This window comes from Ornithinimicrobium cryptoxanthini (assembly GCF_023923205.1).
Lineage (GTDB): Bacteria > Actinomycetota > Actinomycetes > Actinomycetales > Dermatophilaceae > Ornithinicoccus > Ornithinicoccus cryptoxanthini.
The window spans coordinates 473,537-494,220 of record NZ_CP099490.1 but is presented as its reverse complement, the minus strand read 5'-3'; the positions used below and the strand labels follow the sequence as shown (position 1 = coordinate 494,220).

Below are 20,684 nucleotides of genomic sequence, written 5' to 3'. Positions count from 1 at the left end.
CGTGACAAGCCGCCCCACCGACACCACACCCAGCGACACCAGCGGTGAGGCCACCCGCAGCGTCACGCTCATCGCGGGCACCGCGATCCTGGCCCTGCTCGTGGGCACGCTCCTGGGGTGGCTCGTCTTTGCCGACTCCACCCCGGGGGACGACAGCGTCGAGGCGGGCTTCGCCCGCGACATGACCGAGCACCACGCCCAGGCGGTCGAGATGTCGCTGCAGGTGATCCACACCACCGACGACCAGGACATCCGCACCCTGGCCACGGACATCGCGTCCACCCAGGGCAACCAGATGGGCCAGATGGAGGGCTGGATCCGCACCTGGGACCTGCCGATGGCCGCGAGCGGCGAGCGCATGGCCTGGATGGCTGACGTCGAGGGCTATGACGACCACTCCATGGCCGAGCACCACGCGACGGGGGCCATGATGCCCGGCATGGCGACCCCGGCCCAGATGGAGGAGCTGCGCTCGCTGGAGGGCGAGGCGGCAGACATCCTCTATCTGCAGCTGATGACCACACACCACATCGCTGGCATCGACATGGCCCAGGCCGCGCTCGATGCCGGCGTGGAGGATGAGGTCCAACGGCTGTCCGCAGCCATGGTCAACGGCCAGGAGGCCGAGATCGCGCTGATGACCGACATGCTGCACGCCCGTGATGCACAGACCCTCGAGGAGTCAGGCGAGGACGCCGACCACTGACGCGTATGCCGTGGGGCCCGGGGGCTGCTCAGCTCACGGCTGCAGTCGGCTGAGTGACCACGACGAGGCGTCGTCCAGGTCGCCGTCGCCCGTGCGGGTGAAGACCAGCCGGTCATGCAGCCGGTTGATCCGCCCACCCCAGAGCTCCACCCGGTGCGGGCGCAGCCGGACCCCGCCCCACTGCTCCGGCACCGGGACGTCATCTGGGCGCCCTCGGTCCGGGAAGCGGACGGCATACTCCCGGTAGGCCGCCTCGAGCTGGGCCCGGCCGGCCACCGGCTGTGACTGGTGCGAGGCCCACGCGCTGATCCGCGCCCCCCACGGCCGGGCGCTGAAGTAGTCCTCCACCTCCGCGCGGCCCAGCAGCTCGGCGGTGCCGCGGAACCTAATGGCACGGAACATCGTGGGCCAGGTCAGGCTCGCCGCGAGTTGCGGGCGCGCCGTGATCTGCCGCCCCTTCGTCGAGGTCAGGTTGGTCACGAAGCCTGGACCGCGCGGGTCCAGGAAGCGCATCAGCACGGTCCGCACGTCCGGCCCGTCATCGTCGACCGTGGCGACCGACAACGCGTCCGGCTCGGGGACGTCCCCCACCTCCCGCTGGCGGGCGCGCGCCTCCTCGACCCACCGGCTGACCTGCTGGAACGGGGTGGGGGCGAGCTCACCCTCGCTCAGTCCCTCCCCGACATACTCGAGCCGTCCGGTCTCGTGGTGGTCGCCTTTGGTCACGCCATGAGTATGCCGCGCGCTTAGGCTGGAGAGGCAACTGACCTTCAGGAGGTGCACGATGGCAGGCAAGGGCAGCGCAGCCGGCAAGCTCATCAAGTACGGACCGATCGCGGCTGCGGCAGCGCAGAAGTTCGGCCCGGTCGTCTGGGAGCAGGTGAAGAACCAGCGCGAGCCGGCCGAGAAGTTCGTGCAGTCCAAGGTCGCCAGGGGCAACCAGCGCAAGAAGGCGCTGGCCCACGCCTCCACGGTGATCGACGGCTCGGTGCTGCAGGTCTTCCATGCCAACACCGCGCACTGGGTGGTCTTCTCCGGTGACGACCCGATCGCTGTGCACCCACCGACCACCGCGTCTTTTGACGAGCTCCTGGACCGCGCCGACCTGGCCAACCGGGTGCGGCCGCGCGAGCACGCCGTCACGATCCGCGTGCCGAAGCCACGCCGCCGGCAGTCGGCCAGCGGCGGGGCGACCGCTTGGTCCCCGCGCGAGGAGCCGGGCCCGGGCACCCACACCGGGAGCTCGCCCGTGGCCCCCGGGAAGGGCCAGGTCGTGCGCGGCGAGGTCAGTCGCGCCCAGGAGCCGGAGACACCCGAGGGGCACTCGAGCTGACCCGCTCGCGGACATTGTCCGGCACCGGGGTGAGGAAGGCGATGACGGCCCCGAGCGCAGCCAGTCCCATCGGATAGACGCAGACATAGACCCGCCAGGCTGCGTCTGCCTGCGTGCCGGGATCGTCTCCGCTGTAGTAGCCGAAGAAGAGACCGAGCGAGGCCAGCGCACCACCCACGACCGCACCGCCGAGCCGTCCGAAGAAGCCGAAGGCGGCCAGGAAGATCCCCTCCCGACGAACGCCGTTGACGGCAGCGTCCTCGTCGAGCACCCGGGCGATGACCAGGTCGTTGCTGGCGAGCATCCCGGAGTAGCCGACCCCGAGGAAGAGCCCGGCGAGGATCGCGGTCAGCAGGTCGTGAGCCAGATAGAGCGGGATGAAGCCCAGCGCCAGAAGCACGAAGGCCAGCCGCCAGGTGAACGGTGCTCCCCTGGTGCGGACCACCCTGGTCCACAGTGCGAGGAACCCGACCGTGGCGAGGATGACCACGCCCTGCAGATACATCGCATAGGCCACCTGCAGACCCAGGGAGTAGCGGACATAGAGCTGGACCCCGGTGAGCACCAGGCCCATGGCGCTGAGATAGCAGGCGCTGGCCGCCCCGATCTGCCAGAACCTCGGGTTGGTCAGGATGACCTTGATGGTGCCCAGGAGCGGTGGCCGCGCCTCGTCCTCGACCTGCGGGTCCTCGCGGATCCCGAGGGTCATATAGAGGATCACCGCCAGGGCGAGCACGCTGTAGAGGACGGCTGTGATGGTGAAACCGCCGGTAGTCTGCTCCGTGCCAAACACCGATGTCGTCAGCCACGGGGTCAGGGCCAGCGAGACGACCAGGGCCAGCAGCTGGAAGCCCTGCCGCAACGAGTTGGCCACCGACCTCTCTTTCTCCCGTGGGAAGAGCTCGGGCAACAGCGCGCCGTAGTTGGCGTTGAGCATCGAGTCGCTGGCCTCGCAGATGATCACGAAGGTGGCGAACCAGATCACCAGTCCGGCCCCGTCGAGCGAGTCCGGCACCGCGAACAGGGCGATCGTGCCGACGGCCAGCACGGGGGCGCCGACGAGCAGCCACGGACGGCGCCGGCCCCAGCGGGTGCGGGTGCGGTCGGACAGGAAGCCGAGCAGCGGGTTGTCGATCGCGTCGATGATCGCGTAGGCGACCATCACGATGCCGTAGATCCGCACGTCCAGGCCGAGCAGGTCGACATAGAACAGGATCATCGATCCCTTGATCAGGTTGATCGGGATCGAGGTGCCGAACATGCCGACGGCATAGCGGGCCGGGTGGGTTGCCCGGCGGGCGGCGTCGGTCACGGGCTCAGCCTGCCATGACGCCCCGACGGCCCACGCCCGCGCTGCGCTCATTAGCCTGTCGCTCGGAGACCGATCAGGTTCTCTTTGTCGAGCGTCGAGGAGGACCACGTGCCTGCAGCAGCTGCCGAACCGTTGGAGTTCATCAGCGCCGGGGTGCGGATCCGCGGCGACCGGTTCGCGGCCGAGGATGAGGTGGGTGTCGCGCTGCTGCTGCACGGCGGCGGGCAGACCCGGCACTCCTGGCGGAGCACCGCCAGGGTGCTGAGCACCCACGGCTGGACGTCGGTCACCCTGGACGCACGCGGGCACGGGGACTCGGCGTGGGCCGCGGACGGGGACTACTCGATGGACGCGTTCGTGGGTGACGTCAGCACGTTGGTCGACGCGCTGGGCGTCACGCCGGTGCTGATCGGGGCATCGCTCGGCGGTCTCGCCTCGATGATCGCGGTGGGTGAGGGTCGCGTGCAGGCACGGGCCATGGTGCTGGTCGACGTGGTGCCGCGCCTCGAGCAGGCGGGTGTCGACCGGATCATGACGTTCATGCGGTCGCACCCGGACGGGTTCGCCTCGCTGGAGGAGGTCGCCGACGCGGTGGCGTCCTACAACCCGCACCGCCCCAGGCCCGCCAACCTCGAGGGACTGAAGAAGAACGTGCGCCGTCGTGCGGACGGCCGGTGGCACTGGCACTGGGACCCGGAGTTCCTCAACTTCGGGGACGAGCCGAGCCGGGCCCAGGGCGAGGAGCGGCTGGCCCGGGCTGCGGGCCGCGTGCGGGTCCCGACCCTCGTGATGCGAGGTGGGGAGTCAGACGTCGTCAGCGATGCGGGGGCGACGGAGTTGCTGGACCTGATCCCCGGCTCCCGCCAGGCTGCGGTGGCCAAGGCCGGCCACATGATCGCCGGGGACGACAACTCGGTGTTTGCCCGGGAGCTGCTGGGCTTCCTGGCTGAGCTGCCGGCCGACTGATCCGTCGGGCAGGATCACGCGCCGGGCGGCCCGGCACCACGACGACCCGACCTGTCACGACTCAGCGACCGACGGCATACCCCTGCATGCCGCGCGGGTTGGCCGCGGCGCTCAGCAGTCCGCCCTGGGGGTCACGTCCGACGGCGCACATCCGCCCCAGCGTCCATGGCCCCTGCTCGATCACGTCGTGTCCTCGATCGCGCAGCTGCGCCAGCACTCCTGCGTCGAGACGGTCCTCGGCGACGAGCCCACCGGGCTCGGTCGTGCGCGGGTGGAAGGACCCGGGGAAGCTCGTGGTGTGGAAGGCGGGGGCGTCGATCGCCTCCTGCAGCGTGGCGCCGTGCGCCAGGTGCCGGATCAGGAAGAGCGACTGCCACTGGTCCTGCTGGTCCCCGCCGGGTGAGCCGCAGGCCAGCACCGGGATGCCGTCGCGCAGCACCAGGGTCGGGGTCAGCGTCGTGCGCGGACGCCGGCCCGGTCGCAGCGACGAGGGCAGCCCCTGCTCCAGCCACATCATCTGCAGGCGGCTGCCGAGCGGGAAGCCGAGCTCGGGGATCACCGGCGAGGACTGCAGCCACCCACCGCTGGGCGTGGCCGAGACCATGTTGCCCCAGCGGTCGACGACGTCCAGGTGGCACGTGTCGCCGCGGGTCTCGCCGTCCGGAGTGACCGTGGCCTCCCCCGTGGGATCGACCTCGCGCATCGGGGCGGACGACGCCGGGCGTGTCGACATCGGGCGTGTCGACACCGGCGCCTCGCGGGTGACGGTCGGCTCCCCGAGAGCCGGGTCGGTCCCCTCCGGCGCCTCAGTCTGCCCGGCCAGCGCAGCCATCCGTGGGGTGCGTCCGCCCGGCTCACCCGGACGCACCGTCAGGCTCGCCCGGTCGCCGATCAGCGCGGCTCGCTGGCTCAGGTAGGCCGGGTCCAGCAGGTCGTCCAGCGGCGGCGGCTCGTCACCGGAGTCCCCCAACCAGGCCTCCCGGTCGGCCATCGCCAGCTTCCACGCCTCGACGATGGCGTGCACGCCCTCAGCGGTGTCGGGGTCGGGTGCGTCACCCAGCGCGTCGAGCATGCCCAGCATCTGCAGCAGGGCGGGGCCCTGACCCCAGGTCCCGGTCTTGGCGATCGTGTGTCCCTGCCACTCCCGGACCACCGCGGGCTCCCAGGTGGCGCTGAGGTCGGCGAGGTCCTGGCCGGTGATCACCCCCGGGGCCACGGAGCCGTCCGAGTGGCGGAACGGGCGCCGGGCGAACCGGTCGACGGCGTCGGCGACGAAGCCGTGCGACCAGGCCGACCGGACCGCGTCGACCTGGGCCTCGCGGCTGCCCGCCCCCTCGGCGGAGGCCACCAGGCGGTCCAACGTGTCGGCCCACGGGAGGTTGCGGAACAGCTCGCCCGGAGCGGGCGGACGGCCACCCCTGAGCCAGAGGTCGGCCGACGTGGTCCAGTCGGACTCAAAGAGGTCCTGCACGAGGGCCACGGTCTGGCCCACCCGGGCGACCAGGGGGTGACCGTGCCGGGCATAGTGCTGCGCCGGTGCGAGAACCTGGGCGGGCGTCATGCTCCCGTGGTCCCGCAGCATCAACAGCCAGGCGTCCACCGCTCCCGGCACCGCCGTGGCCAACGGCCCGGCTCCGGGCACGCGGTCCATGCCACGCGACCGGAAGTGCTCGGGTGTCGCTCCGGCGGGCGCCGGACCCTGGCCGCACAGGACGGTGGGCGAGGGGTCGGACGCCGTCGCGACGATGGCGGTCAGGTCCCCGCCGGGGCCGTTGAGGTGCGGCTCCACGAGGTGGAGCACGAAACCTCCGGCCACGGCCGCGTCGAAGGCGTTGCCGCCCTGCTCGAGCATCGCCATGGAGGTCTGCGCGGCGATCCAGTGGGTGCCGGAGACCATGCCGAACGTGCCCGTGAGGGTGGGACGGGTGGTGAAGTCCATGTCGCTCAGCCCACCACACTGGCCAGGACGGCGGCCACGAAGAACAGTGCCAAGGTCACCAGGACGATCACCCGGCGCGAGCGCGGCGTCATCAGATGACCTTCTCGGGCAGGGGCTCGGTCGGGCCGTACTGCACGTGGAGCATGTCGCCCCTCTGCCGCTGCAGGCGGATGCGGATGTCGTGGGTGCGCATGACATAGATCGTCGCAACAACCACGGCGATCCCGCACATCAGGGTCGCGATGAGGATCGTCCAGCGGGGACCGAAGGTCTCGCCGATCCAGCCGATGAACGGCGCGCCGAGCGGGGTGCCGCCCATGAACACGGCCATATAGAGCGCCATCACCCGGCCCCTGACCTCGGGGGCGACGCTGAGCTGGATCATCGAGTTGGCGGTCACCATGACGGTCAGCGCGCTCAGGCCGGTCGGGATCAGCATCAGGGTGTAGAACGTGAAGCTCGGCGCCAGCCCGAGGAAGAGCGTGCACAGCGAGAAGGTGCCCATCGAACCCAGCAGATAACGCAGCCGCGGTTTCTCGCGACGGGCCGCCAGCAGCGCACCCCCGAGGGAGCCGACGGCCATGACCGAGCCGACGATGCCGAACTCCTCGACGCCCTTGCCGAACGCCTCGGTGGACATCAGGGCGTTGGTCAGCTGGAAGTTCATCCCGAAGGTGCCGTGGATGAAGACCAGCGCCATGATCAGGATGATGTCGGGGCGGTGGCGCACATAGGCCAGACCCTCACGGATCCTGCCCTTGCCCCGGCTGCGGGGCGCGGGCGTGAGGTCCCGACCGTTCATGATCATGAGGGCAACGATGACCGCGCCGAACGAGGCCGCGTTGATCAGCAGGGTCGGGCCGGTGCCGAACCACGCGATCAACAGACCGGCCACCGCCGGCCCCATGAGCCGACCGCTGTGGAACGACGCACTGTTCAGACCCACTGCGTTGGTGATCTGGGTGGGCGGCACCATCTCGGAGACGAACGCCTGACGGGCCGGGCCGTCGACCGCCGCGGCGCAGCCCTGCAGGAAGGCGAGCAGGAAGATATGCCACAGCTGCACCACGCCGGTGACCACGAGCAGGCCCATGGCCAGCGCCGTCAGACCCATCAGCGACTGGGTCACCACCATCACGCGGCGCTTGGCGAACCGGTCGCTGACAGCACCCGCGATCGGGGCCAGCAGCAGCATCGGCAGGAACTGCAGGCCGGTGACGATGCCGAGTGCCTCGGCGGAGTTGTCGGTCAGCTCGACCAGCACCAGCCAGTCCTGGGCCACGCGCCCCATCCAGGTGCCGGTGTTGGACACGACGCCACCGGCGGCATAGATGCGATAGTTCCGGATGGCGAGTGAGCTGAACATCGCGCTCACTGATCAAACACCCTGTTCAGCAGGTGGCTGGCGCCGGCCAGCAGCTGACGCTCCTCACTCGTCAGACCGTCGAGACGCTCGGTCATCCAGGCGTCACGGCGCGCCCTGTGCACGTCCAGCTCACGACGACCGGCGGGGGTGAGTGACAGGCGCACGACCCGGGCGTCGTCGCTGTCGGTCGCGCGCTCCACCATGCCGAGCTCGACGAGCGCGGTGACGGTGCGGCTCATGCTGGGAGCGCTCACCCGCTCGATGGAGGCGAGCTCACCGGAGGAGTATGACGACTCGGCCAGCCGCACGATGACGCTCAGCTGGTGCGGTGCGATCGTGCTTGTGGTCTCGAACCGCACGCGTCGCGACACGCGCATGCAGGCGATGCGCAGGTCGTGGGCGAGTCGGGCGATCTCCTGGGGACTGTCGGTGCCGGTGCCGCCCTGGCCGGGATCCCCGCCGGGCTCCGGTCCCCGGAGGTCGGTGCTGGGCGGGGTGACGGGGGTGGGGTCGGGCACGGTGGTCCTTGATGTCGCAGGTCAGGCAGGGGCTAGGGCAATACTTAACCAAACTTATTACGTCTGCTAAGTATTCCTGGCCGGCGCAGCCGCGTCAAGCGCCCGGGTGCGGCCCGCGAAGGATCAGACCCCGAGCAGGTCCCGGATCGGGTCGAGCGTGAAATAGATCAGGAACATGCCGGCGATGAACCACATCAGCGGGTGCACCGCCCCGGCCCGGCCGCGGACCAGCTTGAGCAGGCAGTAGGCGAGGAAACCGGCACCGATCCCGGCGGTGATGGAGTAGGTGAACGGCATCAGCACGATCGTCAGGAAGGCCGGGAAGGCGATCTCCATGTCCTTCCAGTCGATGCCCGAGACCTGCTGCATCATCAGGAAGCCCACCACGACCAGCGCGGGGGTGGCCGCCTCGTAGGGCACCATGGCGACCAGCGGCGACAGGAACGTCGCGAGCAGGAAGAGCACTCCGGTGACGACGGAGGCCAGCCCCGTGCGAGCGCCCTCACCCACGCCGGCGGCCGACTCGATGTATGACGTGTTGCTGCTGACGCTCGCGGCCCCACCGGCGGCGGCGGCGATCGAGTCGACGATCAGGATGCGGCGGGTGTTGGGCGGGTTGCCGTCCTCGTCGAGCAGGTCGCCCTCGGCGCCCACCGCGACCATCGTGCCCATGGTGTCGAAGAAGTCGGCCAGCATCAGGCTGAAGACCAGCAGGACCACGGTGACGATGCCGATGCGCTCGATCGAGCCAAACAGGTTGAACTCGCCCAGCAGCCCGAAGTTCGGGGTGGTCGCCAGCTGGCTGGGCAGCTCCGGCACGTTTAGGCCCCACCCGGTCGGGTTGACGACCTCACCCTGCGCGTTGGTCTGGCCGCCCAGGTCCAGGACCGACTCCAGGATGACCGCCAGCGCCGTCGCACCGACGATGCCATAGAGGATGGCGCCCTGGATCTGGCGGGCATAGAGCACCACGATCGTGACGAGCCCCAGCACGAAGACCAGGGTCGGCCAGCCGGCCAGGAAGCCGCCCACCCCGAGCTCGACCGGGGTGGGGCCGCCCGGCTTGCGCACGACGCCGGCGTCGAAGAGACCGACGATCGTGATGAACAGACCGATGCCGACGCTGATCGCGATCTTGAGCTGGGCGGGCACGGCATAGAAGACCGCCTCGCGGAAGCCGGTCAGGACCAGGACCAGGATGATCAGGCCCTCGAGCACGACCAGGCCCATGGCATCGGCCCAGGTCATTCCTGGCAGACCAGCGATGCTGAAGGTGACGATGGCGTTGAGGCCGAGACCCGCCGCCAGCCCGAGCGGATAGTTGGCGACCACGCCCATCAGGACGGTCATCAACCCCGCGACCAGCGCCGTGGCTGCCGCGATCATGGCGACGTCGCCGCCCGCGAGATACTCCCCCGTGCTGTCGGGCACGCTGGTCAGGATCAGCGGGTTGAGCACCACGATGTAGGCCATCGTGAAGAACGTGGCCAACCCGCCCCGGACCTCGCGGCCGACCGTCGAGCCGCGCTCGCCGATGCGGAAGTAGCGGTGGACAGCGGAATCTCTGGACGCCCGTTCGGCGGTGGTCGACATGGCGCCTAGATTAGAGGCATGTCGCAGCCTCCCGGGACCGAGGGTCCCCACCGGCCGGAGTCCGCGCCGCCCGAGATCGTGCCGCCGGTGGCGACCCTGCGCACGCTGCGCGTCGTGCACTGGGGCATCCTGGCCTGGGCGGTGGCCCTGGTCCTCGTCCTGGTGCTGCCGTCGCTGCGGGAGGGGGACCGCTCGTGGTGGGTCTGGGTCCCGGTCGCCGGCATCGGTCTGGGCGTGGTCGGACACGTCTATCTGGCGCGCGGCCGCGGCAACGCCGCCGACGCCTGACGAGCGGGAGCTCGGGGCGCGTCAGCGCTCGACGATCTCCAGCACGTTGTCGTCCAGCACCGGCGGCTCGATGACCTCGGGGGCCGGCCGGTCGATGTCGACCTCGCTGTGGGCGCCGCAGCCGTGGTCCAGGCTGACGACCTTGCCGTCACTGGGCGACCACTCGTTGGCGCACACCCCGAAGACGGTGCGCAGCGCCCCGGCCATCGGCACGAAGAAGCCGCAGGTCGAACAGTGCGCCGGGGCCTTCTTGGCGGTCTCTGAGGACGGACCGTGCTCGCCGTCATACCAACGGCTGGCTGCGACGTCTCGCCCCTCGGCGGACAGGACGCGGGGGCGGCCCAGGCCGAGCTCGAAGAAGCCGACCTGGTCGACGTCCTCCTCCCCGGTCGCCTCGAAGCCTGCCTCGAGCAAGGGGTCGTCGTCGACCATGGGCGTGACGTCGCCCGGGCCGACATCGCCCGGCGCGAGCCGATCGGCATACGGCACCCAGACCGGGGACAGGAGGGCGTCCTCCCCGGCGATCAGGTGCGTCTCGCTGACCAGGGCCGCCCGGCCGCGAGGCGGACGGGTCACCGTGATGGCCCAGCGCCACCCCGGATAGGCCGCGGCTGTGCAGTCGAAGTAGTGCGTGCCCACGCGGTCCTCGTCCATCAGGAAGGCGACGTGCTCTCCCACCGTGCCCGCCTCGGCGATCGCGACGGCAGCCTCGCGCGCGAGCTCCTCGGCAGCCGCCAGGACGGCGTCCCGCTTGGGCTTGGCCATGCTCAGGCTCCCGCCTCGAACTGGTCCGCCACCGCACGCAGGCTCTTGGCGAGCGCACCGGAGAGGCGCTTGTCGGGGTAGTGGCCACGACGCAGGCTGTTGGACGAGTCATCGAGCAACTTGATGAGGTCCTCGATCAGCACGGCCATCTCCTCGGCCGGCTTGCGGTCGCGGATCGCCATCGACTTGCTGACCGACGGCGCGGGTTCGAGGAGGCGGACACCGAGCGCCTGGTCGCCGCGACGGCCCTGGGCGATGTCGAACTCGACCCGGGCACCGCGCGCGAGGGTGGTGACCCCGGCGGGGAGGACGCTGGAGTGGACATAGACGTCCTCACCCTCGTCGCTGGAGAGGAAGCCGAAGCCCTTCTCCTCGTCATAAAACCTGACCTTGCCCGTGGGCACTGTGCACCTCTTGATGATGTTGCAGGGGAAGTGTTGGGCTCCCAGGTTAACGTCTCGGGCGCCAAACGACCGCCTCGATCTCAGCTCGCGGCTGTCTTGACGAGGTCGCGGATCTTCTTCTCCTCGGCGGCCGTCACCTTCGTGATGGCATACGCCGTCGGCCACATGTTGCCGTCGTCGAGGTTGGCGGGCTCGTTGAAGCCCAGCTCGGCATAGCGCACGTCGAACTTCGAGGCAGCCTTGAAGAAGCAGATCACCTTGCCGTCCTTGGCATAGGCGGGCATGCCGTACCAGGTCCTCGGAGCCAGCTCCGGCGCCGCCTGCCTGATCAGCGCGTGGACCCGCTCTGCGAGGGGGCGCTCGTCCGCAGAGAGTGCGGAGATGGCATCGAGCACGGCCTGCTCTGCCTCGGCTCCCTTCTTGGCGGCTTTCAACTCGCGCGTGCGCTCCTTGACTGCCGCCTTCTCCTGGGCTGAGAGCGTGGTGCCCTCCTCGGCCTTGGCCATGATGGTGCTCCTTTGAGTGCGTGTCCCATCACGCTAGTGGGCGCGCGTGCCTTGCGACTGCCGCAAACCGACCGGGGAGGGGTGCACGTGCATGAAAGATTCTCGCCAGATTGCGCTTGGGTTCAGGGGTCAGCGCAACACCAATCTGCCGGGAGGCATGGTGCTGCGTTCGTATGGTCTGGGTTTGGTGGCTGCTGGGATGGCTCTGGAGGAGGTGGGCAGGGTCTTGGCCCGGGACCGGTCGTCGGTGCTTCGTTGGGTGCGGGCCACGGGTGTGGCCGCCGACCAGCTCGTCTTGCGACCGGAGCTGTTGCCGGCTGGCTTCCTTGAGGGCGGTTATGTCGATGCCCGGGGCTTGCTGACCCCGGCCGGGGAGGAGTTGATCGCTCCGGTGCGGGTGGCCGGTCAGGTGGGCCAGCCGAGCAGTGCACAGCGTCGCGCCGAAGCGTTCGGAATGCTTGCCGAGGGAAAGAGCCTGACAGCGGTCGCCCGCACGCTCGGCATCAACGAGTCGACCCTGTACCGGTGGATCGTCGCGCAGGGGTGGTCCGGGCAACCCGGTGGGATCGGGGGGTTGGACGGCGCGTCGCGGGCGGCGGCTCGCGCGAGCCTGGTACCTGCTGTACCTATGGATGAGGACTACCGCGATGAGCGGGGCCGGTTGACCCAGGCCGGGCGCGGGGTGCTCCAGCACCTGGCTGGCACCACCGCGACCAACGCCCATATCGCCAGGGTGCTGGGCGTGCACCGCTCCACGATCGGTCGGGAGCTGGCCCGGTTCGCTGACCGAGCCGGCTACCGCGCTCGGGCCGCGCAGGACCTTGCCACTGCCGCGGCGGCCCGTCCGCAGGCCCGCCGGTTGTCCTGCCCGCGGTTGCGAGCCGCGGTGATCGAGCGGCTGAACAAGAGGTGGTCGCCCGAGCAGGTCGCTGCTGACCTGCGTCTCAGCTACCCGGACGAGGAAGATATGTGGGTGTCCCACGAGACGATCTACCAAGCGCTGTACGTCCAGGGCAAAGGCTCCCTGCGTCACGAGGTGAAGGTGGCCAAGGCCACCCGCACCGGCCGCACGAGCCGCAAGCCCCGCTCCAAGCTGCCGCCCAAGGCCAGCAGCCGGTCCTGGATCGATGAGGACAACCACATCAGCGCCCGACCTGCCGAGGTGGCCGACCGGGCCGTGCCCGGCCACTGGGAAGGAGACCTCGTCATCGGTGCCAAGGGCGCCACCGCGTTGATCACCCTGGCCGAGCGGGCCACCCGCAACGTGCTGATCTACCGACTCCCGGACCGCCACGACGCCCCGACCGTGACCCAGGCCCTGATCCAGATGGTCGCCGACCTCCCGGGCGACCTGCGCCGAACCATCACCTGGGACCAAGGATCTGAGCTGGCTGAGCACGCTGATTTCACACTGGCCAGTGACTGCCAGGTCTACTTCTGTGACCCGCACTCACCCTGGCAACGCGGCACCAACGAGAACACCAACGGCCTGATCCGTGACTTCTTCCCCAAAGGCACCGACTTCGCCAAGGTCACCGACGAAGAAGTCCGTGACGCCCAGGACCTCCTGAACACCCGACCCCGCAAAACACTCGGCTTCGCGACTCCCGCCGCTAGACTCGCCGAACTACTCACCGTTGCGCAGACCCCTTGAATTCGCCGCGAAATGTCGTGAACGATCCATGCACGTGCATGGATCGTTCACGGTGAGGAGTGGTGAGGATTGGGCGGTGCGGGTCAGGCGGCCAGCGCCTCGAGGAGCGCGTCGTCCTGCACCCGGTCGATCCCCGCGGAGGCCTGCACCAGGGCGGCATAGGCCCCACCTGCCGCCAGGAGCTGGTCGTGGCTGCCGCGCTCCTGGATGCGGCCACCGTCGAGGACGACGATCTGGTCGGCGTGCCGCACCGTCGAGAGCCGATGCGCGATCGTGATGACGGTCCGCCCCTCCCCCAGCTCATCGAGGGCGCGCTGGACGGCACGTTCGGTGCGGGTGTCCAGGGCGCTGGTCGCCTCGTCGAGGACCAGCACCAGCGGCTTGCGCAGGAGGGTCCGGGCCAGGGCGAGGCGCTGCTGCTCACCGCCGGAGAAGCGGTGGCCGCGGGCTCCAACGACCGTGTCATAGCCCTGCGGCAGCGTCATGATCGCGTCGTGGATCTGGGCCGCGCGGGATGCGGCCTCGATCTGCTCATCGGTCGCGTCCGGTTGGGCGAAGCGGAGGTTGGCACGCACCGTGTCGTGCAGCAGGTAGGTCTCCTGCGAGACCACGCCGATGACGGCGGTGCGCTGCTGGGAGGTGAGGTCGCGCAGGTCGACGCCGTCGAGGGTGACCCGGCCGTCGACCGGGTCATAGAGACGACTGACCAACGCGGCCAACGTGCTCTTGCCCGAACCCGTCGGGCCGACGATCGCCACGTGCGACCCCGCGGGAACCACGAGGTCGATGTCGCTGAGTGCGTCCCGGTCTCCACCCGTGTGGCGGAAGGTGACGCGCTCGAGGGCCACCCGACCCTGGGCATACGCTGGGTTGAAGTCGGCCGGCTGCTGCGGCTCGGCGACACCCACAGGCAGGTCGAGGTATTCGAAGATCCGGCTGAACAGCGCCATCGAGGCCGTCACCTGCACGCCGATGGTGAGCAGGCCCATCACTGGGCGGAAGATGCCGGACTGCAGCGCGATGAACGCCACCAGGGTGCCGATCGTGATCCCGTCGGAGGTGACCGGGAGGCCGGCGGTCAGATAGATCAGCGCCGGGATGACGGCGAAGACCACGTTCATCGTGGCCGTGCGCCACCGGCCCGCGATCTGCGCCGCGACCTCGAGGGCGAGCAGGTTGTCGGAGGTGGCATAGAACCGCTCGGCGAGCGCCGGGCCGGCGCCGAGGGTCTTGCTCAGCCGGGCGCCGCTGACGGACAGCGACTCCTCGACCTGTGCGTGCATGCCGGCGAGCGCCTTCTGCCGCTGGTCGGTGGCCTCGCGCCGCAGCCGGGCGACCGAACGACTGATCAGGACCGCCGGCGGGATCACGATGAGCGAGAGCAGTGCCAACTGCCAGCTCAGGGCCACCATGGCGATGAGCGTGCCGATGACGGTGGCGATGTTGCCGGCCAGGCTGGTCGCCGTCGAGGTGACCACTCCCTGCAGGCCGGAGATGTCGTGGGTCAGGCGCGACTGGACCTCGCCTCCGCGGGTGCGGGTGAAGAAGTCGAGCGGCTGACGCTGCACGCTGGTGAACAGGTCGGTGCGCAGCGAGTGCATGATGCGCTGACCGACGCCGGTGGACAGCCAGGTCTGGACGACACCGAGCACGGCGTTGACCGCAGCGATCAGGACCATGGCGCCGGCCAGGATCAGCAGCAGCCGCACGTCCTGGTGCGGGATCGCGTCGTCGACCAGGCTCTTGGCCAGGAATGGGGTGGCCAGTCCGAGAGCGGAGCTGGTCACGATGATGCCGAGCACGACCAGCAGGGTGAGTGTGTGGGGACGGAACAGGGCGAGCACGCGGGGCGCACTCACCGGGTGGGCGGCCAGCTGGGCCTTGTCCTTGGGGTCGGGGCGAGCGCCGCCGTCGCGGCGACCTCCCCCGGAGCGGGGCGCGGAAGCAAAAGAGCCATCCATGGGCACCCCTCCTCTCAGGTTGTGCGGCCAGTCGTCGGTGCTGGCAGGGTGTTCGTGACGATAGTGAGGTTACCACATTGTGTGTTTGCTCTACAAATCTGTTAGAGTCCGCACTGCGACGGTCCGCACGCAAGCATCAGAGCGTTCGACACCGGACCCGCAGAAGGGATGCACGCATGCATCACCACCCCATCAACGACAACCGCGACCACCACCACGAGTTCGACCCCAGCGAGGCCTCCGAGATCGAGCTGATCCAGCACCTGGCGCGTCACCTGCGTCGCGGGTCGGCCATCGAGACGGCCCCCTGGGGCCTGTCCCCCCACCAGGCTCGCGCCCTGGGCGCCATCGCTCGCAGCGAGGGGCGCCGCGGTCGACGCCGCAGCCCCGATGCCGAGGACGGCGTCTCCCGTGGGCTGCGGATGGGCGGCCTGGCCGGCTGGCTCCAAGTCACACCGCGCTCGGCGACCGAGGTCGTCGACGCGCTCGAGGAGCAGGGTCTGGTGGCCCGCACCGCCGACCCCGACGACCGGCGGGCCGTGTTCGTCGGTCTGACCGACCAGGGCCGCGAGATGGCCAGGGAGATCCGGACCGCCCGCAAGGCCCAGACCGAGACACTCCTGGAGGAGCTCAGCGAGGCGGACCGCGCCCAGTTGCGCACCTCCCTGCTCACGCTGCTCGAGGCGGTCAGGCGCTGACCTCCTGCGACACGACTGCCTCGTGGTCCGGGGCCACGCTGCCCAACGTGCCGAACTCATAGGCGAACTCCGCGTGCTCGGACAGGTCGACCCCACGCTCCTCGTCCTCCGGCGAGACCCGGAAGCCGACCGTCCTGGCGATCGCGAGGGCGATGACCGCCGTCAGCACTCCGGTGAACACCATCGTGAACACCGCCGCCACCACCTGGGCGACCAACTGGTCGACCCCTCCGCCATAGAACAACCCGCCTCCCGCACCGTCGACGGGCAGCATCAGGAAGCCGATGCCCACGGTGCCGATCAGCCCGGCGACGAGGTGCACACCGACGACATCGAGCGCGTCGTCAAACCCGACCCGGAACTTCAGCCCGATCGCGAGAGCGGCACCGACGCCGGCCACCGCGCCCAGCACCAGCGAACCCACCGGGCTCAGCGCCGCGCACGCCGGCGTGATGGCCACCAGCCCGGCGACGACACCCGAGGCAGCCCCGACAGAGGTGGGGCGCCCGTCCCGGATCGACTCCACGAGCAGCCAGCCCAGCATCGCTGCCGCCGGCGCCGCGAGCGTGTTGACCCAGATCAGCCCGGCCTCCTCGACCGAACCGGCGGCCCCGCCGTTGAACCCGAACCAGCCGAACCACAGCAGCGCTGCACCAATCATCACCACCGGCACGTTGTGCGGACGGTGGAAGCCCTTTCCCCAGCCCGTCCGGCGACCGAGCACGAGGACCAGCACCAGCGCGGCGACGCCGGCGTTGATGTGCACCACGGTGCCGCCGGCGAAGTCGACCGCCTCACCGAAGACCCGCCCGATCGCACCATCTGCGGAGAGCAACCCACCGCCCCACACCATGAAGGCCAGGGGGCAGTAGACCAGGGTCACCCAGACCGGGACGAACACACACCAGGCACTGAACCGGGTGCGGTCCGCCACTGCGCCCGAGATCAGGGCGACCGTGATGATCGCGAACGTGGCGGCATACCCGATCCCGATCAGGTCTGCGGTGCCCACGTGCTCCGACAGGCCGAGGTCGGCGGTGGGGTCACCCACGAGCCCGCCCAGGATGCCGGGCGACGAAGTCATGCCGTAGCCCCACAGCACCCACACCACACCAACGAGTCCGATCGACACGAAGCTCATCATCACCATGTTGAGGGCTGCCTTGGCGCGGGCCAGTCCGCCATAGAAGAACGCCAGTCCGGGCGTCATCAGCAGCACCAGGGCCGCCGACACCATGACCCAGACGTCTGTCGCAGTCAGTTCCATCACGTGCCTCCTGCTGTTCCGGGGTGCGGCTGACAGCAGCACCGATGGAGGCAGTCAACGACGCTTGCGTTTCACGGAGGCAGCGAGCGTGTTGCCGGCGTATGTCGTGCGTTTCAGTCGTGTGAACGCCTCACCACACCGCGCACCCGGTCCGGGGTCAGAGCACCTCGTGGCAGCGAGCCAGGCGCTCCAACCACCAGTCCCGCCGTGACCCGGACAGCTCGTGACCGGCCAGGCCTGGCTGGTCGGCGGCCGACACCACCGCGTGGGCGTCGGCGACCGTCAGCACCCCTGCCGTGGGCACGAGCGGGCGTGCCGCGACGTCAGCTGCCAGCAGCCCCACCGTGCCCAAGCCGCACGCCAGGTCCAGGCCGGGCAGCGCCGCACCGAGCGCGACCCCCGCGGCGATCCCGACCGAGGTGTCCAGGGCGCTCGAGACCACCGCCGGCAGCCCGGCCCCCGCCACGATCTCCAGCGCCGCGGCCACTCCCCCGAGCGGCGCGACCTTGACCACGATCAGGTCCGCCGCTCCCTCGCGCGCCACGCGCAGAGGGTCCTCGGCTCGCCGCACCGACTCATCTGCGGCGATCGGCACGTCCACGCCGTCGCGAGCCAGCAGCACGCGCAGTCGCGCCAGGTCCGCCACCTCCGGGCAGGGCTGCTCGGCATACTGCAGGTCGTATGCCGAGAGCCGGGTCAGCGCCTCCCTCGCCTGGTCCACCGTCCAGGCAGCGTTGGCATCGACCCGGACGCTCACAGTCGGACCGACCAGGGCGCGGACCTCCGCCACGCGAGCCACGTCATTGTCCAGCGTCTGCCCACGCTCAGCAACCTTGACCTTGACTGTCCGGCACCCGTCGAACCGGGCGAGCACCCCGGCCACCTGCTCGGGCCTGACGGCCGGCACGGTGGCGTTGACCTCCAGGTGGTCCCGCACGGGTTCGGGCCAGCGTCCCCACGCCGCCTCGAGGCCTGCGGTGAGCCAACGTGCGGCTTCCTCGTCCGCATACTCGACGAACGGGCCGAACTCCCCCCACCCCGACGGGCCGTGGAGCAGCACTGTCTCGCGCACCTCGACGCCGCGGAAGCGCACCCGCATCGGCAGTGCCACCGGGGTCGCGGCAGCCAGGAGCTCAGCCAGGTCGGGGATCACCCGACCAGCGTAGGACCGCAAGGACCCCCGCTTGTCGCGACACTGTCAGTGGCTTGCGGCACTGTGGTCTCATGGCTCTGAAGTGGTACACCGTCGTGATCGACTGCCTTGACGCGCACGCGCAGGCACGTTGGTGGGCCGAGGTGCTGGACTGGACCGTGGCCTACGAGGCACCGGACGAGGTCGTCCTCGTGCCACGGCACGCGCTCGAGCAGGCGGCCAGGGCCCCCGACCTGGAGACCTGGATGCGCCGCGGCCAGGGCCTGGTCTTCGTCCCGGTCCCGGAGGGCAAGCAGGTCAAGAACCGCCTCCACCTCGACCTGGCGCCCTACGCGAGCCAGGACCGCGACGCCGAGATCCAGCGCCTGCTCGAGATGGGCGCCTCCCGGGTCGATGTCGGCCAGGACCAGGACGAGGTCACCTGGACGGTCCTCGCTGACCCTGAGGGCAACGAGTTCTGCGTGCTGTCCAGCCGGGACCAGTGAGCGCGTGAGTCAGTGATGCTCCGAGCCAGGTCACCACCTCGCCGCCCGTCCTGGCTACCCTGAGCGGCGTGAACGACCACACCAGCCAGACAGCCAACGCGTTCGACCCCACCCAGTGGGAGGTCGTCGACGGCTTCGAGTTCAGCGACATCACCTACCACCGGGCCCGTGATGTAGGGGCGGTGCGGATCGCGTTCGACCGCCCCGAGGTGCGCAACGCCTTCCGCCCGCACACCGTCGACGAGCTCTATCGCGCGCTGGACCACGCGCGGATGACGCCCGACGTAGGCGTGGTGCTGCTCACCGGCAACGGACCGAGCCCCAAGGACGGTGGCCATGCGTTCTGCTCCGGCGGCGACCAGCGGATCCGAGGCCGCTCGGGCTACCAGTATGCCGGGGGCGAGACCGCGGACACCGTCGACGAGGCGCGGGTCAAGGCGGCGGGGGGTCGGCTGCACATCCTGGAGGTGCAGCGGCTGATCCGGACCATGCCCAAGGTGGTCGTGGCCCTCGTCAACGGCTGGGCCGCCGGTGGGGGCCACTCCCTGCACGTCGTCTGCGACCTGACGATCGCCTCGCGTGAGCACGCCCGGTTCAAGCAGACCGACGCCGACGTGGGCAGCTTCGATGCGGGCTACGGCTCGGCCTACCTCGCGCGCATGGTGGGGCAGAAGTTCGCCCGGGAGATCTTCTTCCTCGGCCGCACCTATGACGCGCAGCAGATGCACGACATGGGCGCCGTCAACCTGGTCGTCGACCACGCCGACCTGGAGCGCGAGGCCCTCGTCGTCGCCGGCGAGATCATGGGCAAGTCGCCCACCGCCCAGCGGATGCTGAAGTTCGCCTTCAACCAGGTCGATGACGGGCTGATGGGCCAGCAGGTCTTCGCCGGCGAGGCCACCCGCCTGGCCTACATGACTGATGAGGCGGTCGAGGGCCGCGACTCCTTCCTGGAGCGGCGCGACCCCGACTGGGGACCGTTCCCATGGTATTTCTGAAGCGTCTGCCTGAGCTGGGGCATCGTCGTCGAGCGGTCGGTTTAGTGAACCAGCGGCATCATGGGAGAATGATGAGTTGGACTTTGTGATGTCTAAGGGGAGGAACCCAACGATGCGACGCACACTCGCGGCTGCTCTGGCAGCGCCGCTCCTGCTGCTCTCCGCCTGCAGCGATGACACCCCGGAGGTCGTGGAGACACCGACCGCCGCGGACGAGACCACCACCGACGACGCGGCGGAGACCACTGAGGAGCCCACCACGGACGACGCTGCGGCGACGACCGAGGCGCCCACCACCACCGGCGACGCGGCAGCCACCACCGACGAGCCCACCGACGACGCGGCCGCGACCACCGAGGGTCCCTCCGACGAGGATGACGCCGGTGGCGCCGAGGGTCAGGCCGCCGCCGAGCGCACCAAGGAATGGCTGGTTGCCTTCGTCAATGGCGAGGACCAGGTCTGCGACCTCATGATGGACCTCTCCTCCGAGGGCCCGATGAAGGACAAGGAGGCCGACCACGAGATCTGCCTCGGCATCTTCCCGGACATGGCCTCCGAGCTGTTCGATGCGGAGATGGCCGGCATCATCGAGTCGATGGAGATCAACGGTGCCGACGTCGACGGCACCACCGCGGTCGTCGACAAGGACAACTTCTCCCCGCTGTTCGCCGAGGGCATGGGCGCCAACGTCATCACCCTCCAGAAGGTCGACGACGAGTGGTTCGTCGACATGCAGGAGAGCTTCAACGGCTGACGCCGCGGGCCGGCCGGG

Annotated in this window: 21 protein-coding genes; 9 read left to right on the top strand and 12 right to left on the bottom strand. The window is 69.9% G+C overall.

Annotated elements, in window-relative coordinates; all coding sequences use genetic code 11:
• Position 1: 1 nt before the first annotated feature.
• Entirely contained in the window at positions 2-706 is a 705-nt protein-coding gene (locus NF557_RS02310) for a DUF305 domain-containing protein (RefSeq protein WP_252621487.1), read from the top strand.
• A gap of 33 nt (positions 707-739) precedes the next feature.
• Here the strand turns inward: NF557_RS02310 and pdxH are convergent, their stop codons facing one another.
• Complete coding sequence (pdxH, locus tag NF557_RS02305; RefSeq protein ID WP_252621486.1) at positions 740-1,432, bottom strand: pyridoxamine 5'-phosphate oxidase; 693 nt, start codon at positions 1,430-1,432, stop codon at positions 740-742.
• Between the two features lie 58 nt (positions 1,433-1,490).
• Between pdxH and NF557_RS02300 the strand changes: the two genes are divergently transcribed.
• On the top strand, positions 1,491-2,039 hold the full coding sequence (locus tag NF557_RS02300) for a hypothetical protein (RefSeq protein ID WP_252621485.1): 549 nt from the start codon (positions 1,491-1,493) through the stop codon (positions 2,037-2,039).
• On the opposite strand, the gene NF557_RS02295 is transcribed toward NF557_RS02300, so the two are convergent.
• Positions 1,993-3,351 (bottom strand): MFS transporter, encoded by a 1,359-nt coding sequence (locus NF557_RS02295; protein ID WP_252621484.1) that lies wholly within the window; start codon positions 3,349-3,351, stop codon positions 1,993-1,995. The genes NF557_RS02300 and NF557_RS02295 overlap by 47 nt on opposite strands.
• A 108-nt stretch (positions 3,352-3,459) precedes the next feature.
• Between NF557_RS02295 and NF557_RS02290 the strand changes: the two genes are divergently transcribed.
• The gene (locus tag NF557_RS02290; protein WP_252621483.1) at positions 3,460-4,317 is read left to right on the top strand and encodes an alpha/beta fold hydrolase; all 858 of its coding nucleotides are present in this window, start codon (positions 3,460-3,462) and stop codon (positions 4,315-4,317) included.
• A gap of 61 nt (positions 4,318-4,378) precedes the next feature.
• On the opposite strand, the gene NF557_RS02285 is transcribed toward NF557_RS02290, so the two are convergent.
• The 4 genes from NF557_RS02285 to NF557_RS02270 all read right to left on the bottom strand — a co-directional run bounded on the left by NF557_RS02285 (position 4,379) and on the right by NF557_RS02270 (position 9,733).
• A complete protein-coding gene (locus tag NF557_RS02285) occupies positions 4,379-6,256 on the bottom strand; it encodes a gamma-glutamyltransferase family protein (protein WP_252621482.1) in 1,878 nt (625 codons plus the stop codon).
• A 91-nt stretch (positions 6,257-6,347) separates the two neighbouring features.
• The gene (locus tag NF557_RS02280) at positions 6,348-7,622 is read right to left on the bottom strand and encodes an MFS transporter (protein WP_252624329.1); all 1,275 of its coding nucleotides are present in this window, start codon (positions 7,620-7,622) and stop codon (positions 6,348-6,350) included.
• Positions 7,623-7,627: 5 nt separating this feature from the next.
• Positions 7,628-8,140 carry a MarR family winged helix-turn-helix transcriptional regulator gene (locus NF557_RS02275; protein WP_252621481.1) on the bottom strand — a complete coding sequence of 171 codons (513 nt, stop codon included), beginning with the start codon at positions 8,138-8,140 and terminating at the stop codon, positions 7,628-7,630.
• Between the two features lie 123 nt (positions 8,141-8,263).
• On the bottom strand, positions 8,264-9,733 hold the full coding sequence (locus NF557_RS02270; protein WP_252621480.1) for an NCS2 family permease: 1,470 nt from the start codon (positions 9,731-9,733) through the stop codon (positions 8,264-8,266).
• Between the two features lie 18 nt (positions 9,734-9,751).
• On the opposite strand from NF557_RS02270, the gene NF557_RS02265 reads away from it, so the two are divergent.
• Positions 9,752-10,021 (top strand): DUF2530 domain-containing protein, encoded by a 270-nt coding sequence (locus NF557_RS02265; protein ID WP_252621479.1) that lies wholly within the window; start codon positions 9,752-9,754, stop codon positions 10,019-10,021.
• A gap of 21 nt (positions 10,022-10,042) precedes the next feature.
• Here the strand turns inward: NF557_RS02265 and NF557_RS02260 are convergent, their stop codons facing one another.
• The 3 genes from NF557_RS02260 to NF557_RS02250 form a co-directional block, all read right to left on the bottom strand.
• Complete coding sequence (locus tag NF557_RS02260) at positions 10,043-10,786, bottom strand: DUF3027 domain-containing protein (protein ID WP_252621478.1); 744 nt, start codon at positions 10,784-10,786, stop codon at positions 10,043-10,045.
• A gap of 2 nt (positions 10,787-10,788) precedes the next feature.
• Positions 10,789-11,190 (bottom strand): cold-shock protein, encoded by a 402-nt coding sequence (locus tag NF557_RS02255; RefSeq protein WP_252621477.1) that lies wholly within the window; start codon positions 11,188-11,190, stop codon positions 10,789-10,791.
• A gap of 80 nt (positions 11,191-11,270) precedes the next feature.
• Complete coding sequence (locus NF557_RS02250; RefSeq protein ID WP_252621476.1) at positions 11,271-11,696, bottom strand: iron chaperone; 426 nt, start codon at positions 11,694-11,696, stop codon at positions 11,271-11,273.
• A 91-nt stretch (positions 11,697-11,787) separates the two neighbouring features.
• Between NF557_RS02250 and NF557_RS17765 the strand changes: the two genes are divergently transcribed.
• Positions 11,788-13,350, top strand: a complete 1,563-nt coding sequence (locus tag NF557_RS17765) for an IS30 family transposase (RefSeq protein WP_425342951.1) — start codon at positions 11,788-11,790, stop codon at positions 13,348-13,350.
• 83 nt (positions 13,351-13,433) lie between these two features.
• Here NF557_RS17765 and NF557_RS02240 read toward each other — a convergent pair whose 3' ends face one another.
• Positions 13,434-15,311 carry an ABC transporter ATP-binding protein gene (locus NF557_RS02240; RefSeq protein WP_252621475.1) on the bottom strand — a complete coding sequence of 626 codons (1,878 nt, stop codon included), beginning with the start codon at positions 15,309-15,311 and terminating at the stop codon, positions 13,434-13,436.
• Positions 15,312-15,487: 176 nt separating this feature from the next.
• Here NF557_RS02240 and NF557_RS02235 point away from each other — a divergent pair, with 176 nt between their 5' ends.
• On the top strand, positions 15,488-16,009 hold the full coding sequence (locus NF557_RS02235; protein WP_252621474.1) for a MarR family winged helix-turn-helix transcriptional regulator: 522 nt from the start codon (positions 15,488-15,490) through the stop codon (positions 16,007-16,009).
• Here NF557_RS02235 and NF557_RS02230 read toward each other — a convergent pair.
• Both NF557_RS02230 and NF557_RS02225 read right to left on the bottom strand, forming a co-directional pair.
• Positions 15,999-17,276, bottom strand: a complete 1,278-nt coding sequence (locus NF557_RS02230) for an ammonium transporter (RefSeq protein WP_252621473.1) — start codon at positions 17,274-17,276, stop codon at positions 15,999-16,001. The two genes, NF557_RS02235 and NF557_RS02230, sit on opposite strands and share 11 nt — an antisense overlap.
• A 157-nt stretch (positions 17,277-17,433) precedes the next feature.
• Complete coding sequence (locus NF557_RS02225) at positions 17,434-18,375, bottom strand: o-succinylbenzoate synthase (protein WP_252624315.1); 942 nt, start codon at positions 18,373-18,375, stop codon at positions 17,434-17,436.
• Between the two features lie 125 nt (positions 18,376-18,500).
• Here NF557_RS02225 and NF557_RS02220 point away from each other — a divergent pair, with 125 nt between their 5' ends.
• From NF557_RS02220 to NF557_RS02210, 3 genes are all read left to right on the top strand, one after another.
• Positions 18,501-18,914: a VOC family protein gene (locus NF557_RS02220; RefSeq protein ID WP_252621472.1), complete on the top strand. Its 414-nt coding sequence runs from the start codon at positions 18,501-18,503 to the stop codon at positions 18,912-18,914.
• A 68-nt stretch (positions 18,915-18,982) separates the two neighbouring features.
• On the top strand, positions 18,983-19,912 hold the full coding sequence (locus NF557_RS02215; RefSeq protein WP_252621471.1) for a 1,4-dihydroxy-2-naphthoyl-CoA synthase: 930 nt from the start codon (positions 18,983-18,985) through the stop codon (positions 19,910-19,912).
• A gap of 112 nt (positions 19,913-20,024) precedes the next feature.
• The gene (locus NF557_RS02210) at positions 20,025-20,666 is read left to right on the top strand and encodes a hypothetical protein (RefSeq protein WP_252621470.1); all 642 of its coding nucleotides are present in this window, start codon (positions 20,025-20,027) and stop codon (positions 20,664-20,666) included.
• Positions 20,667-20,684 lie beyond the last annotated feature (18 nt).

Bases quoted from the DNA above. Each gene is read 5' to 3' on its own strand.
- NF557_RS02300 (WP_252621485.1), top strand. From the start codon at position 1,491: ATGGCAGGCAAGGGCAGCGCAGCCGGCAAGCTCATCAAGTACGGACCG.
- NF557_RS02285 (WP_252621482.1), bottom strand. From the start codon at position 6,256: ATGGACTTCACCACCCGTCCCACCCTCACGGGCACGTTCGGCATGGTC.
- NF557_RS02280 (WP_252624329.1), bottom strand. From the start codon at position 7,622: ATGTTCAGCTCACTCGCCATCCGGAACTATCGCATCTATGCCGCCGGT.
- NF557_RS02270 (WP_252621480.1), bottom strand. From the start codon at position 9,733: ATGTCGACCACCGCCGAACGGGCGTCCAGAGATTCCGCTGTCCACCGC.
- NF557_RS02265 (WP_252621479.1), top strand. From the start codon at position 9,752: ATGTCGCAGCCTCCCGGGACCGAGGGTCCCCACCGGCCGGAGTCCGCG.
- NF557_RS02260 (WP_252621478.1), bottom strand. From the start codon at position 10,786: ATGGCCAAGCCCAAGCGGGACGCCGTCCTGGCGGCTGCCGAGGAGCTC.
- NF557_RS02250 (WP_252621476.1), bottom strand. From the start codon at position 11,696: ATGGCCAAGGCCGAGGAGGGCACCACGCTCTCAGCCCAGGAGAAGGCG.
- NF557_RS17765 (WP_425342951.1), top strand. From the start codon at position 11,788: ATGAAAGATTCTCGCCAGATTGCGCTTGGGTTCAGGGGTCAGCGCAAC.
- NF557_RS02240 (WP_252621475.1), bottom strand. From the start codon at position 15,311: ATGGATGGCTCTTTTGCTTCCGCGCCCCGCTCCGGGGGAGGTCGCCGC.
- NF557_RS02235 (WP_252621474.1), top strand. From the start codon at position 15,488: ATGCATCACCACCCCATCAACGACAACCGCGACCACCACCACGAGTTC.
- NF557_RS02230 (WP_252621473.1), bottom strand. From the start codon at position 17,276: ATGGAACTGACTGCGACAGACGTCTGGGTCATGGTGTCGGCGGCCCTG.
- NF557_RS02225 (WP_252624315.1), bottom strand. From the start codon at position 18,375: ATGCGGGTGCGCTTCCGCGGCGTCGAGGTGCGCGAGACAGTGCTGCTC.
- NF557_RS02220 (WP_252621472.1), top strand. From the start codon at position 18,501: ATGGCTCTGAAGTGGTACACCGTCGTGATCGACTGCCTTGACGCGCAC.
- NF557_RS02210 (WP_252621470.1), top strand. From the start codon at position 20,025: ATGCGACGCACACTCGCGGCTGCTCTGGCAGCGCCGCTCCTGCTGCTC.